Source organism: Streptomyces sp. NPDC007917 (assembly GCF_042959105.1).
Classification (GTDB): domain Bacteria; phylum Actinomycetota; class Actinomycetes; order Streptomycetales; family Streptomycetaceae; genus Streptomyces.
Map to the genome: position 1 here is coordinate 1 of NZ_JBIBKK010000045.1, position 14,003 is coordinate 14,003.

Annotated in this window: 11 protein-coding genes and 1 pseudogene; 4 read left to right on the plus strand and 8 right to left on the minus strand. The window is 67.8% G+C overall.

The features are described from left to right. Both ACFZDL_RS45345 and ACFZDL_RS45350 read left to right on the plus strand, forming a co-directional pair. The coding region (locus ACFZDL_RS45345) for a DUF4916 domain-containing protein (protein WP_353595573.1) at positions 1-174 on the plus strand (174 nt) is incomplete at its 5' end. Positions 175-567: 393 nt separating this feature from the next. Beyond that, positions 568-723: a DUF5605 domain-containing protein gene (locus ACFZDL_RS45350; protein WP_353595564.1), complete on the plus strand. Its 156-nt coding sequence runs from the start codon at positions 568-570 to the stop codon at positions 721-723. A gap of 240 nt (positions 724-963) precedes the next feature. On the opposite strand, the gene ACFZDL_RS45355 is transcribed toward ACFZDL_RS45350, so the two are convergent. Continuing rightward, complete coding sequence (locus ACFZDL_RS45355; protein ID WP_353595563.1) at positions 964-1,902, minus strand: alpha/beta hydrolase; 939 nt, start codon at positions 1,900-1,902, stop codon at positions 964-966. A gap of 117 nt (positions 1,903-2,019) precedes the next feature. Here ACFZDL_RS45355 and ACFZDL_RS45360 point away from each other — a divergent pair, with 117 nt between their 5' ends. Continuing rightward, complete coding sequence (locus tag ACFZDL_RS45360) at positions 2,020-2,604, plus strand: TetR/AcrR family transcriptional regulator (protein WP_353595562.1); 585 nt, start codon at positions 2,020-2,022, stop codon at positions 2,602-2,604. 382 nt (positions 2,605-2,986) lie between these two features. On the opposite strand, the gene ACFZDL_RS45365 is transcribed toward ACFZDL_RS45360, so the two are convergent. From ACFZDL_RS45365 to ACFZDL_RS45375, 3 genes and pseudogenes are all read right to left on the minus strand, one after another. After that, positions 2,987-4,639 (minus strand): RICIN domain-containing protein, encoded by a 1,653-nt coding sequence (locus ACFZDL_RS45365; RefSeq protein WP_353595561.1) that lies wholly within the window; start codon positions 4,637-4,639, stop codon positions 2,987-2,989. Positions 4,640-5,181: 542 nt separating this feature from the next. After that, positions 5,182-5,841: a DUF4232 domain-containing protein gene (locus tag ACFZDL_RS45370; protein WP_391194390.1), complete on the minus strand. Its 660-nt coding sequence runs from the start codon at positions 5,839-5,841 to the stop codon at positions 5,182-5,184. A gap of 183 nt (positions 5,842-6,024) precedes the next feature. After that, positions 6,025-6,271 (minus strand): annotated as a pseudogene (locus ACFZDL_RS45375) (carbohydrate ABC transporter permease); the annotation flags it as partial. A gap of 112 nt (positions 6,272-6,383) precedes the next feature. On the opposite strand from ACFZDL_RS45375, the gene ACFZDL_RS45380 reads away from it, so the two are divergent. After that, positions 6,384-6,926 carry a GNAT family N-acetyltransferase gene (locus ACFZDL_RS45380; RefSeq protein WP_353596649.1) on the plus strand — a complete coding sequence of 181 codons (543 nt, stop codon included), beginning with the start codon at positions 6,384-6,386 and terminating at the stop codon, positions 6,924-6,926. Between the two features lie 144 nt (positions 6,927-7,070). On the opposite strand, the gene ACFZDL_RS45385 is transcribed toward ACFZDL_RS45380, so the two are convergent. The 4 genes from ACFZDL_RS45385 to ACFZDL_RS45400 form a co-directional block, all read right to left on the minus strand. Beyond that, positions 7,071-8,405: an RICIN domain-containing protein gene (locus ACFZDL_RS45385; RefSeq protein ID WP_353596648.1), complete on the minus strand. Its 1,335-nt coding sequence runs from the start codon at positions 8,403-8,405 to the stop codon at positions 7,071-7,073. A gap of 50 nt (positions 8,406-8,455) precedes the next feature. After that, positions 8,456-10,438 (minus strand): alpha-L-fucosidase, encoded by a 1,983-nt coding sequence (locus tag ACFZDL_RS45390; protein WP_353596647.1) that lies wholly within the window; start codon positions 10,436-10,438, stop codon positions 8,456-8,458. Positions 10,439-10,501: 63 nt separating this feature from the next. Further along, positions 10,502-12,907 carry a ricin-type beta-trefoil lectin domain protein gene (locus tag ACFZDL_RS45395; RefSeq protein ID WP_353596646.1) on the minus strand — a complete coding sequence of 802 codons (2,406 nt, stop codon included), beginning with the start codon at positions 12,905-12,907 and terminating at the stop codon, positions 10,502-10,504. A 331-nt stretch (positions 12,908-13,238) separates the two neighbouring features. Continuing rightward, positions 13,239-13,364: a hypothetical protein gene (locus ACFZDL_RS45400; protein ID WP_353596645.1), complete on the minus strand. Its 126-nt coding sequence runs from the start codon at positions 13,362-13,364 to the stop codon at positions 13,239-13,241. Positions 13,365-14,003 lie beyond the last annotated feature (639 nt).

Consider the following 14,003-nt stretch of genomic DNA (forward strand, 5'->3'; position numbering starts at 1 on the left):
GCCCTTGCCTACATCGTCCCGGTGACCGGTGACTGCCGCCCCCGCCAGGACGCCCTGGACCTGGTCTGGTTCAGCCCGCAAGAGGCCGCGTCGCCCCTGGTGCAGAACGAGATGCCGGGCGGCCAGGGAGTCCTGCTCAAGCAGGCACTCGCCCACGTGGGCTGCCTGTCCTGACGGGAGAGCGCGGCGCCTGTCACGGCACCAGTGCTGCGACAGGCGCATCAGCCGACCTGTTTCTGCCCGGTCGTCGCAGCCGTGACCGTCAGGAAGCCCTTTCCCGCGGTCGGGTCGAAGTCGGCCCGGGTGACCACGTCGGCCGGCGCGACCTCAGGCAGCGTGTGGATCCACGCTCGACCCCCGGCACCTGGCCGGTGATCAGGGCCTAGGTCCCCAGGAGCATTTCCTGGCTCGCCTACGAGGCCGACCAATCGTCGAACTCGGTCCGTGGGCCGTAAAGGTGTTCGCGGAACGCGGCTGACCCGCCACGCCGGGGACCCGGGCGACAGTCGTGCCTCGGTGATCCGCAGATCTGTACGGACGTGATGAGGCGGGGAGCAAGGCGCGCTCGTGATCGACACGTGGGCCATGACGATCGACCGTGTCGGCGTGACGGCGGGCACCAGCGTTCGCGTGCAACTGCCGGGCCGTCCCTCCATGGCGGTCCGCCTGACCCGCCTGCCCGACGACACCGAGGCGGGGGACACATTCCTCGGTGCTGCCTGACCCGTGGCGCCCCGCGCCCGGTTGGTCAGCGCATGGACGAGGCGCGCCTGTAGGCGCTGATCGAAGCGCCAGGCGGGCGTGAGCCACTACTCGCTCGCGGCGTGGCCCACGAGCCGGCTGGCATCTTGGGGCGCCGGTTGCCGGGCGAATAGCCCCCTGCCCAGCCAGTACGGCAGTCAGACTTCGTGGTCTGAGTTTCGCGCGGCCTTGGGCAGCGCGGTCGGGTAGGTTCGACGGGTGTCAGTCGTCGGCGGCGATGAAGTCGGCTATCGCGGCAGCGATAGCTTCGGGCTGCTCGTCGGGGATGAAGTGTCCAGCGTCGGGCACGATGATTCGGGTGGTGTTGTCGGCCCAAGGGCTGATGGAGGCGGCCATGTCCGGAACGGAGCCGTGACTGCTGGAGACTCCGAGGATCGGCACAGTCAGGTGTCGCCGCTTGAGCGCCTCGCGGTTCTTACGCGCTGACTCCGCGGCGTCCCGGTAGTACGCGAGGGAAGCGCGCAGGCCGCCGTCGACGGCGATGGCCGCCGCGTAGTGGTCGAGCTCGGCGTCGTCGAACGTGTCGGGAGACAGGGCCTTCGCCTTCAGGAACCAGCCGACGTACTCGCGTTCGCGGCCGGCAAGCAGCGTCTCGGGCAAGTCGGGCACGATGTGGAACGCGAAATGCCAGGTTTTCCACGCTCGATCCGGGTCGGTGGGAATCGCCTCCAGGAGAGTGATACCGGGAATTCCGGCGTCGAGCAGAGCGACCCCGCGCAGGTGACTCTCGAAGTTGAGGGCGAGGGAGAAAGCGACCCAGGCGCCGATGTCGTGGGCGACCAGGGAGTAAGTCGACACTCCGAGAGCCTTCACGGCGGCGTGGACGTGCGCGGCGACCGCGTGCGTGTCGTAGCCGCGCTCCGGACGCTCGGAGTGGCCCTGACCCGGCAAGTCGATCGCGATGACGCGGAACCGGTGAGTGAGGCCGGGCATCACCTTTCGCCAGGCCCACCAGGTCTGCGGGAATCCGGCGAGCAGGACGACGGCCGGGCCGCTCGGCCGTCCGCCTTCGACGGCATGAAGGCGGACGCCGTCCGCGTCGACCCAGCGGTGAGTGAATCCGGCCAGATGCTGCAGGGGCAGGTCGCGGATGGGGTTGCTTTCGGAGACATGCGGAGTGCTGGTTGCCGGGCCGGTCACGGGGGTCCTCCATCGGTGTCAGGTTTTGAAGGCTAACACATCTTGAACTGATTAGTTCAAGATAGAATGGTGCGCAACACAGTCCGAACCATCGACGCATCGGCAAGGAAGTGCCGCGTGGCAGGCAAGAAGCAGTTCGACATGGACACGGCGCTCGACGCCGCGATGATCCAGTTCTGGCGCGACGGCTACGCCGATACCTCATTGGATGATTTGTCTCGGGCAACCGGCCTGAACCGCAGTTCCATCTACTCCTCCCTCGGCGACAAGGACACGCTCTTCCTGCGCTGCCTGGATCTCTACGCCGCGCGCTATGGCGAGAAGTACGACGCCGCCCTGTCGTGTGCAGCCTCGGAACCCGTTGCCGCTGTTCGTGCGTTCTTCGACGTCACCCTCGAGCGCATCGCCGATCCCGAACTGCCTGATGGATGCCTGATTGCCCAGTCAGCCATGGCAATTCCCGTGCTGAGTCCGAGCGTCGCAGCGCACGCCAAGCAGGCGCTCGGCTTCCAGCGCCTGCGCCTGCGCGCCGCACTGAAGGCCGGCCGACTGACCGACCAGGGCGCCGAGGCCTTCGCTGTACACGCGGCGGCTGTGAACCAGTCGCTCGCCGTCATGAGCAGGGCCGGGGCGAGCCCGGCGCAGCTCCTGGCTATCGTGGGCGTGACCGTTGACGCGCTGTCGCAGGCGTTGCGCGCGTAACCGATCTGATACGGCCGTCGGACTCGCAGCCTGATACGCACAGTCATTTCATGAACCTGTTGTATTCGCCGTGTGATCACGGTGAGAAGGCGCTGGATCTCGGGGACGGTCAGCGCGGTCATGCCGCGGTCGTGTGGGGTCGGTTATTCATCGCTACTGGTCAAACGCCCCACCCGGCGTGCAGAGAGCTGCGACCATGGTGGGTTGATCGTGTCGCTGCACCGCCTCGTGCACCCGCCGCAGCTCGCCACCCGGCTCCGCGCCCCGGTCCCGCACCAGACGGTGGCGCTGCCCGGGGATCCCGACCAGCGGACCGGGGAGCGGCACGAGAGAGGGCCCGCACGACCGTGCGAGCCCCCCCTCGTTCTGGTCTCTTTCTGGTTCAGCTGTTGCAGGTCGTGAAGTCCGGGCTGGTCTGGGCCAGATAGATGCTGGACCGGCCCTGGTCGTCACTCTTCAGCGGAACGGTGACGGTGTCCTGCGCCTTCCACGGGAACCCGTTCGCGTCGAAGGTCCACTCACCGGTCACTTTCGTCGCCAGCTCCGACAGCGCCACCCACCCGTACTGGTGCGACGGAACGCTGATCGTCAGGCTGTTGCCGAGATCCTCGCGCAGGTTGTAGCTGACCTGGCCGCTGAGGGTGAGACTGACGCTGGCCTGGACAGGGCTCGCACCACCCGCGCCGACGGTCGAGGTGAAGGACACGCCGAGCTGGCTCGACCAGCCGGTGGAGGTGTTCAGCGAGAACGTCCACGGCACCGGCGCCTCGGTGCCGTTGTACCAGACCGGAGAGACGCACTTCTTTGGGAGCGGCTCGGCCGGGGCCTGGGTGCCCTTCGTCCACGAGCACGTGGAGCCGTCCTTCTGGCAGCGGTTCGAGGCGTAGTCGACCGCAGCCTTGAGCACCGCGTCGCCGGCGCTGCCCGGGATCTTCCACTGCTGAGCCTTGCTGCCATTGCAGCCGTAGCTCTGCGTCCAGGCGTCGTTGTACTTCGCGCCGAGCACCACGTCGACGCACTTGTTGTCCCCGGCATTACGGATCATGAACGTGTCCGTGGTGCCGTTGACGGGCTGGAAGTACCAGCGCTGCGCGGAAGCGCCGGAGCAGGGCTGCTGCTTGAGCGGGAGGCCCGTCTCGATGCACTTGCCTGTCGCGTCGTTGACGATGGTGAACGACGAGTCGGGCCCCTGAAGGCGGGCTTCCCACTTCTGGTGGTAGCCCGGCGCGGCGTTGGTGACGATGTAGACGCCATCGCCGGTGTTGCCGTTCTGAACGTCCAGGTTCAGCCCGCTGTTGACCGAAGTGAACGTCAGACAGGACAGACCGGAGCAGTCGTCGGCGGCCTGCGCGACGCCGGCCTGGGCGGTGAGGCCCAGGGTGACACCGAGCGCGGCTATGAGGACAGTCAGTGCCCGGTAGAAGGCGTGTGGCCTGGATGGGCTCATGCCAGAGCACCCCCCTTTGTCTGGTCGGAGTGTTGGTGGTGTGGTCCACCTTGGGTGAACGCTCATCCTGGCGCGGGGCGCTGAAAGGGCGATGAAATCGCGATTCGCCGCGCGGACGCGCCTACACGGGGTTTGTCGGGCGCCGGCCCCGGTCGTGACATGACGGGGCCGGCCGTGGTCTCGGCCGGCCCGGTGGGCCCGGAGAGCGGGTGCGACATGCCGGGCGAAGAGTTCGCATGTGCGCCAGTCGACCGGCGGGCGTGCGCCGAGCAGGAAGTCCCGCACACCGAGGGCGAGGTAGGGCAGCAGGCGCTCGACGCACTGCTCGGGTGTGCCGACGACCACGTACTCCGACCAGACGGGTGAGTCGGCTCCGATGCGCCGCCGCAGTTCCTCGGCGCGCTCCTCGGCCTCGCGTGGGTCTTCGCCGAGGACCGCTCGGAAGGTCACCGACTTGCGGATGTCCTGCGGATCGCGTCCCACCACGGCGCAGTGGCCCTCGAGGCTGCTCAGTGTGGAGCGGTAGGCGTCGGGGGTGCCGTTGCGAGTGCCGAAAAGTCCATCCGGGCAGGCGAAGGAACGGATCACGGTGTCCTGCCGACGGCGGGTGGGCGGTGTTCCAGCGCGTCGGCGTTGACCGACAACCGGAGGGAACGGCACCGCTCCCGCCCAGCCTCCCGGCTGGGGGAGCTCCGCGCAACACACCGCAAGCCCCAGGCGCTGCTTCTGACCAGTCGGGCCAGCGGTTAAGGAAGGCGGCGGCTCCTCCGACGCGGGCCGCGCATGCTCGCCGCTGGCGCCGTTCGTCGGCGATGACGGCCGTTTCGCACGCCGGTACGGGCTCGACCTGGGCCAGCCGGTGCGGTGGGAGGTCGTGGCGCTTGACCCGACCGAGCTTCAGCGCCTGGTCCTCGCCGCCGTCGACCCATACATCGGCCAAGCCGTACTCGCCGACCGCATCGCCGAGGAAGAGCGGCGACGGAGGCAACTCAAGTCATCCGCCGATGAGTCAGTCCCTCCCCTCGCCCGGCCGTGATGGTGACTCCCGAACTCATCGATATTGATCAAGCTACGGGACCGCGCGAAGTCGGCCCTGTGCTTTCACCAGCACAGGGCCGACTTCGCGGTGCTCAGTTGGCTATGCCGACGGGGTGGACCTGGATCTTGTCGTCGTACGGGCCGGCCAGCTTCAGCGCCTCCGCGGGCCACTTCAGGGACACGCTGTGGGTCTCGTTGGGCGGCGTCACGATGATGTTGGTCGGGGACGCGAGGCTGTCGCCACTGAAGTCGACCTCGTACGAGATGCTGAAGGTGGCGGTGTCACCGGGCTTCAGGTCGGTGATGCGGGGCTGCTCACCGCCGCGATGGACAGGGGCGGACGTGCCATCGATGTCCTTCAAGTCGACGCCCGCGAAGCCCGTCGCCGAGCAGGTCTTCGCACCCTTGTTGGTCATCTGAACGGTGACCTCACCCACCTTCTCATCGGGCGAGCTGTCCACAGCCTCCATGATCAGGTCGTTCGTGCGGCAGAACTTGCTCTTTCCCCCGCCCTTCGCCGCACCGTCGGTGGCGTCCTGCCCGCCGCCTGCCTCCGAGCCTCCCTTGCCCTTGGCGTCGGAACCCTGCGCACCGCCGGAGGATGAACTGCTCGGGGCCGTGTCGGCCTGGCCCGCGGCCTTCTCATCGCCGTTGCAGGCCGTCAGGGTCAGGGCGGCCGCCGCGGTCAGGGCGGCGGCGGCGACGCGGAAGGTGCGACGGCGGGCGGTGCGGGCAGTGGTGTTGGAGCGCATTTCGGGTCCCCCGGAGAGGTCGGTGTCGTCGTCTGGTCGGTACGACAACAACTCTGGCCGGGGGCACTACCGCAACACTGCCGACCCGCTAACGTCCCGCTAACACGACCGCGACCAGGAGAAAGAATCCCATCAGAGGCACCCCGATGCGTGCGCGTTCACGCTGGTGGACCCCAGGGGGCTCGGCCGCAGCGTGGCCGGTTCGCTGGACAACTGCAAGGTGCCGATGACGGAGAACAGGCCGGTCAGCACGAAGGCGGGCGCGACCAGGGGGACCTTGATGCGGAGAGCGATCTGCAGTTCGCTCGCGCCGTCGATGCGGGGCCGCCTCGTAGACCGAGGGCGGGATGGACCGCAGCGCGGTGTAGATGACCACCATGTTGAAGCCGACGCCGGACCACAGCGCGATGTTGGCGAGGGAGAAGTACAGCGTCGGATAGCCGAAGAAATCCAGTGGGATGATCAGGAACATGACGTAGGGCATGTGTCGAAAGTGCCTGGTGAGGATGGTGGAGAGCCCATTTGTGATCCACAATGATTGGATGGTCACGCTTGAGACTCCCCGTTTGATCCTGCGTCGCTGGCGCGAGGAAGACGTTGCGCCCATGGCTGCCATCAATGCCGACCCCGAGGTCATGCGGTGGATCCGTGACGGCAGCGTCCGTGACGAACAGCAGACTCGCGACGGGATCCAGGCATGGGAGAGCGAGTGGGAGTCACAGGGCTTCGGCCTGTTCGCCGTGGAGATCCGGTCCACTGGCGAGCTGGCCGGGTTCACCGGCCTTTCGGTGCCCGCCTTCTTGCCGGAGGTACTGCCGGCGGTTGAGGTCGGCTGGCGGCTGGGACGTTCCCACTGGGGGCAGGGCTTGGCCACTGAGGCCGCTGCGGCCGCTGTACGGTTCGGGTTCGAAGAGCGAAGGCTGGAGCGGATCGTCAGCATCGCTCAAGTGGGCAACGACGCCTCCGAACGGATCATGACCAAACTGGGGATGCGTCCGGTCCGTGAGACCGTCAATCCCACCGGCGGTCGGCGAGTCCGGGTGTTCGAGTTGTCGTCGGACCAGTACGTCACAACCACTCGTTGATGGCGGCAAAGCCACGGCTCGACGTCTCGGGGCAGACGCGCGGCTGACCCGGCCCTATGCAGTGCGCCTGCGCGGATCCGGCTTGGCGTGCGTCGAGGTCTGTGGGGCCAGGCCCGCACGGTGCCGTGCCTGGCCCCGGGCCTGTCAGTTCACCAGGCGCCAGCGCTGGTTAGCACCGCCCGCGCAACTCCATAGCTGGACTTTCGTCCCGTTGGCGGTCCCCTGGCCGCTGGCATCCAGGCAGAGTCCCGACTGCGCTGCTGTGATCGTGCCGTCGGGATTGATGTTCCATTGCTGGTCTGCCTGCCCGCTGCAGTCCCAGATCGCCGCCGGGGTGCCGTTGCCCGCTGCCTGGCCGACGCCCAGGCACTTGTTGCCGTAGACAACCAGCTGCTTTCCGGCGGTGTAGGTCCACCGTTGGTTGGAGCCACCGTTGCAGTCCCACAGTTGTGCCTGCGTGCCGTTGGCCGTGGTGGAGTTGTTGATGTCGAGGCAGCGCCCCGACTGCTGCCCTACGATCTCCTGGTTGCCGCCGGACGGTGGCGAGTCCGAGCCGAACTGTGTGAAGAACTGCCACACCGCTGCCGACGTCCAGGTGCGCCATCCGTCACCGGTGGAACCGTCTATGGGACCGGGGTCGTGGCCCGCTCCGTCGAACGCGGCCCAGACGACGGGGTATCCGGACCTGCATCCGGAGTAGGCGGTGATGATGTGTGTCAGGCTTCCGTAGGCCGGCTCGGGCGGGTTCTGCTGGGTGCAGCCGTTCGCCCGGACGAAGGTGTCGCGCAGTTCCCGCCCCGACGAGATGGGCAGCACGTTGTCCCTGATGCCGTGCAGACCCATGTAGGCGATGGGCTGAGTACCGCCGTTGCACCCGCTGAGGTTCGCGCCGGAGTAGACCGCGACCGCGCGGAAGACCGTCGCCCGGGAGCAGGCGAGGGCGTACGACATCGCGCCGCCGTAGCTGAAGCCGGCGGAGAACACCTGGGTGGTGTCGACGCACAGAGCTGATTCGATCTGGCTGACCATGGCGTCGACGAAGGCCACGTCCTGGCCGCCGGAGTTGGCCCAGCCGTTGCCGATGCCCTGGGGGGCGACGAAGATCGTGCTGTTGTTCGCGTTGTCCGCCAGGCGCCGGAGGCCGTAGTAGGACCAGTTGTACCCGTCCGTGCCGCCCGAGTCGACGTCGTTGGCCGTGCCGCCCCGCCAGTGGAAACCGAAGATCAGCCGGTAGGGGTGGTTGATGTCGTAGCCGGCAGGAACCCGCAGTATGTAACTGCGCGTCTGGCCGCCGCTCTGAATCGTGTGTGTACCACTCGTCAGCGTGGGGGCCTTACCGCAGCCGGCGGTCGCCCGGACGGCGTCGGTGGTCGTGGCCGACGCGGGCGCGCCAGGGCCGCTGCTGAACGAGGTCCCCGCGGCTGACAGGACGAGAAGTACCGCAGCCACGATGGCTATGAAGAGCGGTTTGCGTTTCATACACTCCTTCTTCCGTGGTCGAAGGATGGACAGGGAGCGTCGGGGTCGGTTCAGACGGCGGTGATGGTCCATGCGTTGTTGGTACTGGGGTTCGGCGACCACATCACCGTGGTGGAGCCGGCCGTGGTGCTGCCGCTGCCGTCAAGGGCGGTGCCGGTGCCCCGATTGACGATCTGGTAGCGGTTGCCGCCGAGGCTGTTGAATGACCACTGCTGGTTGTTGCCGCCGTTCCACGCCTCCTGGCGGGCGGGAGCCCCGTTGGCGGAATTGCCCCAGCTGTCGGCGGCCATGCCGTTGGTGCGGTTCATGATGCGGTAGTAGCCGTTGCCGAGGTCGATCAGCTGCCACTGCAGGTTGGTGCTCCCGTCGTAGTTCCACTGCTTGAGGCTGGATCCGGAGGCGACGTTGCCCCCGCTGTCGAGCGTCAGTCCGCTGGTCACGTTGGCGATCTTCACCCAGGTCGTGGAGCCGCCCGGCGCGCCCAGGACGGGGATCTCACCGGAGAAGGTGAGCTTGACCGTGTACGCCAGGGCGCTGAACGGCGGGTTGGACGAGGGCATGGCGAGGTGCAGGCCGGAAGCGTCCTGGGCCGGTGCGGGCAGGTCGATGTAGGTGCCGGCGGTGTTGTTCAGCAGTTTGGCGCCTGTGAGGCTGCTGAGGTTGATCTGGTTCGAGTTCAGCGTCGTAATGGTCATCGTGCCGCCCTGCCAGCCCAGCGCGGTGGCGTAGAGGACCTTGTTGTCCCGGCTGCGGGTGAACCGGACGTCCTGCGGTTTGCCGGCCACCGGTCCGCTGAACGAACCTCCGCCCATCTTGGTGGGGCCCTCGCCGTAACTGGCCCAGGGGCGGGTGTTGTAGACCGCCTCTCCGAAGCGGCCGAGCCAGTCGCCCATGGCGAGCAGGATGGACTGCTGCCCCGAGGGGATGGTGCCGTCGGCCATCGGAGCGATGTTCAGCAGCATGCTGCCGCCCTTGCTGACCCGGTCGATCAGCGAGTGGAGCAGTGCCTGCGTCGAGTAGTAGCCGATGCCCACCGTGTAGCACCAACTGGAGGAGGAGATGCTGTCGTCGGTCAGCCAGTAGGGGGTGAGCAGCCCTGCCGGGCCGCCGCGCTCGAAGTCGAAGACCTCACCCTTGTTGTTGAGGCCGTCCTTGTAGGTCGCGACCACGTCCTTGTTCCACGAGACCGCCTGGTTGTAGTAGTGCGCGAGGAACTGGAGCCGGTAGGACTCCTGCACCAGGTTCAGGTCGAAGTCCTGCCAGACCAGGTCCGGCTGGTAGCCGTCGATGATCTCGATCAGCTTGTCGTACCAGAGCTTGTTCTCCGCGGCCGAGCCCTGCTGGCCGTAGAGGACGCGGAGCGTCGGGTCGGACTGGGACGGCACGTGGTCGAAGAAGCCGTTGAAGTGGTAGGCGTGGTGCAGCGAGGCCATGAACTTCAGCCCCTGCCCGCGGATGGCCTGCGCGTGCAAGCCCACGAGGTCGAGTCGGGGGCCGTGCTGGACCGAGTTCCACGGGTTGGAGCGGCTGTTCCACATGGAGAAGCCGTCATGGTGCTCGGCGACCGGTCCGGCGAACTTGGCGCCCGCGGCCTTGAACAGCCGCGCCCAGGCGTCCGGATCGAACTTGCCGCCCTGGGACGCGAGTTTCGGGGCGAACTGCACGTAGTTGCCGGCCCTGTCGCGGGCGCCGTCGATGAAGTTGTGGTATGGCCAGGACGAGGGGTCGCCGTAGGTGTCGATGTGGTGCCGGTTCTCGGCCGAGCCGCCGATGTACATGTTGCGCGGATACCACTCGTTCCCGAAGGCGGGGACGCTGAAGACGCCCCAGTGGTAGTAGATGCCGAACTTGGCGTCCTGGAACCACGCCGGGGCCGGCGGGTGCTGGTCCACGGAGGACCAGCTCGGGGTGTAGCTCGCGGGGCCGTCGGTCGCGGCGGCCTCGGGGGCGAACCGCAGCAGACCGACGGCCGTCGCGGCGCCGGCCGCCGCCAGCAGTCGGCGCCGGCTGAGCGGCAGGGAGGATGAAGACATGGATGGGTGCCTCTCGGGGGGATGACGGAGGTGGTGCGGGAGGTCGTTCAGCCCGTCACCGGATCAGTCGCGCGTCCACTTCTGGTTGCTGCTGCCGTTGCAGGTCCACAGCTGCAGCAGGGTGCCGTTGGCCGTGCCCGCGCCGGTGGCGTCCAGGCACAGGCCGGACTGGACACCGGTGATCGTGCCGTCGGCGTGCAGCGTCCACTTCTGGTTGCTGCCGCCGTTGCAGTCCCAGATGTCCACCTTGGTGCCGGGGGTGGTGCCCTGGCCCGCGGCGTCCAGGCAGACGCTGCCGTAGACCCGCAGCTCACCGGCCGAGGTGTCCGTCCACTGCTGGTTGCTGCCGCCGTTGCAGTCCCACAGCGCCACCTGCGTGCCGGCCGTGTGCGACTGGTTCGGCACGTCCACGCACCGGCCGGAAGCCACGCCGACGATCGCGCCGGTCGTACCGTCGTTCCCGCCGCTGCCCGGAGTGATGGACAGGTTGTCGAACTGAGCCGTCTCGCCCTGGCTGGTCCCGTAGCCGATCTGTCCGGCGGCCCAGGTGCTGTCGTTCACGGAACCGACCGTGGCACCGTCGATGACCGCGGTGATCGTGGTGCCGGAGAAGATGAGGCCCAGGGTGTGCCAACGGTTGGTGCCCAGCGCGGCGGTCGTGCCGCGGGCCAGGGTGGAGACGGTGCCGCCTGTGTTCGTGTTCAGGATCGACCAGGCCCCGGTGTCGCTCACCCGCAGGCGGTAGGCGTTCTGCCCTCCGCCACGGTCGTAGTCGTGTGCGCCCGCACGGCCGATGAGCTCGGCGTATCCGGGCTGTTCGAGCATCACGTCCGACGAGACCGTGTAGTTGCCCCAGCCCACGTCACCGAGCAGGGCGTGCGGATCGGTCAGCGAGTCCCAGGTGATCGGCTTCTGCGGGCTCATCTGGCGCACGCACTTGCCGCTGCGGCCGCCCCCGCAGCCCACCGTCTCGAAGGCGCCCTGCCAGTCCATGAGGTACTTCGCCTCGGTACCGGTGGCGTTGCCGTCGAAGGAGTCGCTGTACGGCAGCTTCATCGCGCTCTTGGCGGGACCGGTGGCGGTGCCCTTGCCCTGTCCGGTCGTGGTGGTCACGGTGTACAGGTGGCCGGGCTGGACGGTGAGGCTGAAACCGCCGCCGGACGGGGTGATGTCCGTGTTGTGCACGAAGTGGTCGGCCGGGTTGCCGGACCTGACGTCGGTGGACCAGACGTGGACGGTCCCGGTGGACAGCCCCCCGGTGACGTTGAAGTTCAGCGTCTGGGCGCTGCCGGCGTCCATCGTCTCGATGACCGTGGAGTAGTCGGAGTTGTTGGTGGACTTCAGCGAGACGTAGCTGCCGTTGTTGCGGTTGCCGCCGATGTAGCCGCTGGAGGAGTCGAGGTAGTGCCACCCCGGGGCGGTGAACTGGCTGGTGTGCGCCATCACCCAGGTGTTCTTGCCGATCGAGTACGCACCGGACCAGGGCTGGGAGGCCAGGGCGAGGCCCATGGTGGGGTACGGCAGGTTGGGTGTGAGCGCGGCGACCACCGGCCAGTTGAGGTATGCGGTCATGCGTCCGTCGATGTATCCGCGGTTGATGCCGCGGGCCATGGCCTGCGCTCCCCCGTTGTAGTCGTCCGAGCCGTTCTCGCTCGCCCACAACGGCTTGCCGGACGATATGGCGGCCGACGGCACGGAGCAGTTGGACTGTGACGACCGGTAGCCGCAGGGATAGTGCGTGCCGATGGCGCTCACCGAGGAGGCGAACGCCGGGTTGGAGTTGATGTCGCCCGCCACGGTCCAGTCCGAGTCAGCCGCGACGATCTTGACGTTGCCGTAGCCGTTGCTGTTGAGCGCGCCGCGCAGCTGCTGGTACCAGGAGACGTTGTAGCCCCGCTCGTTCCACCCGCCGAGGTAGTCGATGCTCAGTCCGTGCTGCTTGGCGCAGCCCAGCCAGGAGAGCGCGTAGTTGACCATGTCGGTGGACCAGAAGTTCCCACCGCCGATCCAGCCGGGCGCGCCCCAGGCGAGCCCGTACAGCTTGATGTCGGGGTTGCGCGCCTTGGCCTGCTCCATCAGCCACCATTCGTAGCCCCGGTCGCAGTTCAGGTCGGACCGGGTGTGCTGGTGGCTCGGTTCGGCCCCCGAGGTGGAGTTGGTGTCACCGCCGATCTCCGCTTTGAGGATCTGCAGGGAGGCGCCGTAGCCGGGCCGGAACAGGTAGTCGAGGATCTGGGCGCGCTCGGGCTCGGGATAGTCGATCAGGAGTCTGCTGTTGCCGCCCCCGCCGCTGATCGCGCCGACGCCGTCGAAGGTCCGGCCGCCGGAGGCGCCGTTGATCGTGATGGAGGTGGCGGCCTGGGCCGGCACGGCGACCGTGCCCACGATGCCGCCGGCGGTCAGGAGGAGGCCCGCGAACACGGCCGTCGAGGCGCGCAGGCGCCGTAACAGCCGTCTGAATGCTGACACGGTGGGTTCCTTTCGCAGGTCGGAGGTGTCCCGTGGCCGGGGGTGGCGGTCCGGCCGCAGGACCCGATGGCTGTGTGGTCAGCGGACGATGAAGTCCTGGTTGGTGCCCGGCGCGTTCTTGCACGCCACTGGTCCAGTTGCCGGCCCGCGTTGCCGTCGGCGCCGTAGACGTCCAGGGAGAATCCGGATCGGAGACCGGTGACGGACCCCTCGGAGTTCTGTCGCCACGCCTGGGCCGCCGCCCGCCCGTCGCACCACCGGATGACCACCGGGGCTTCCGGAGCCGTCCGGTCGGCGTAGGCGTCCACGCGCCGGGTGCAGTTCATCGTCCTCAGCTCGCCGAGGTGAACTCGAACGCCTGATTGACCTGGCCGTTGCAGTCCCGGATGTCCAACCCCGTTCCCGGCGTGTCGACGTTGCCCTTGACGTCCAGGCACCGCCCCGACGCCGAGCTCACCAGGGGTGCCGCTGACGCTGACGCCGGCCGGGACGCCGGCGACAGGGTCGGCAGTGCCATCACGCATGCGACGGCGGCCGGTAAGCGTGGTCCACGAGCCGCGGGGCTCCGGGGCGGAGCGGATAAAGGCTGCATTCTGTTCCTTGGATATGCGGGGAAGGGGACAGAGAGCGCCGTGCCTGTCAGAGGGTGTTCAGAGGGGGCGTCGACCGCTCCCGTCAGCGGGCCCGCGAGCACTCACAGGGAACACTCGAGACATCCCATGTCGCATAGTGATCCCACAGGGTCATCACACTGTCAATAGGCATGACTCGCCGATTCGGAACCCGATCCATCCCATGTTTTGCCTGGATCAGACCTGTGGGGCTCGATTATTCATCGCCGCTGGTCAAACGCCGCCGTCTGCCGATGGGACTACTCCCGACCATGCCGCGGAGCCGGTTGTGCACGACGCCGAAATCGCAACGAGGCAAAGCCGCGTGACCAATCCCGGCGGACGTTTGCGGCCAACGCGGCCGCTGGGCCTGGGCCAGTACTTCGATGAGCCGTGTACGGACAACGTCCAGCGCGGTGATCTTCTCCTCCACGTCGGTGAGCCTGGCGGCGCAAGGCGAGTCTCCCGACAGTGTTGTCCCGATC

Bases quoted from the DNA above. Each gene is read 5' to 3' on its own strand.
- ACFZDL_RS45390 (WP_353596647.1), bottom strand. From the start codon at position 10,438: ATGTCTTCATCCTCCCTGCCGCTCAGCCGGCGCCGACTGCTGGCGGCG.
- ACFZDL_RS45370 (WP_391194390.1), bottom strand. From the start codon at position 5,841: ATGCGCTCCAACACCACTGCCCGCACCGCCCGCCGTCGCACCTTCCGC.
- ACFZDL_RS45385 (WP_353596648.1), bottom strand. From the start codon at position 8,405: ATGAAACGCAAACCGCTCTTCATAGCCATCGTGGCTGCGGTACTTCTC.
- ACFZDL_RS45380 (WP_353596649.1), top strand. From the start codon at position 6,384: ATGGTCACGCTTGAGACTCCCCGTTTGATCCTGCGTCGCTGGCGCGAG.